Annotated in this window: 1 pseudogene; it reads right to left on the bottom strand. The window is 40.9% G+C overall.

From position 1 onward, the window contains the following. A pseudogene (locus tag B3143_RS04415) lies at positions 1-379 on the bottom strand (cation transporter); the annotation flags it as partial.

The raw sequence follows: 379 nt of genomic DNA on the forward strand, positions 1-379 counted from the left end.
GAATCGTCTAATGACATCAATAATCACGATGACAGCAAGTAATAACTGAATCCAACCTGCGAAATGGGCTGCTTTCACTTGATATTTCGCAGCTTTTCCGACGGCATATAGCGCAATACCATAAACGGCTGCATCGGCAAACATATCTAGAGAATCAGCAATCAATCCTGTAGACGCAGCAATAATTCCGCTGATGAATTCTATAAAGAAAAGTAGAGCATTAATGCCTAATAACAGTTTAAGTACTTTAGCTTGTCTCACAGGATCAGGTTCATTAGGTATATCGCCTGAAGAAAGCTGTGTTTCATCAAGTTTCGCCCCAAAACCCAGTCCTTCAAGTTTGGCCGTAATTTGCTGACTCCCTTCATTATGGAAGACT

The sequence above is a fragment of the Acinetobacter sp. UBA1496 genome (assembly GCF_002324975.1).
Taxonomy (GTDB): domain Bacteria; phylum Pseudomonadota; class Gammaproteobacteria; order Pseudomonadales; family Moraxellaceae; genus Acinetobacter; species Acinetobacter variabilis.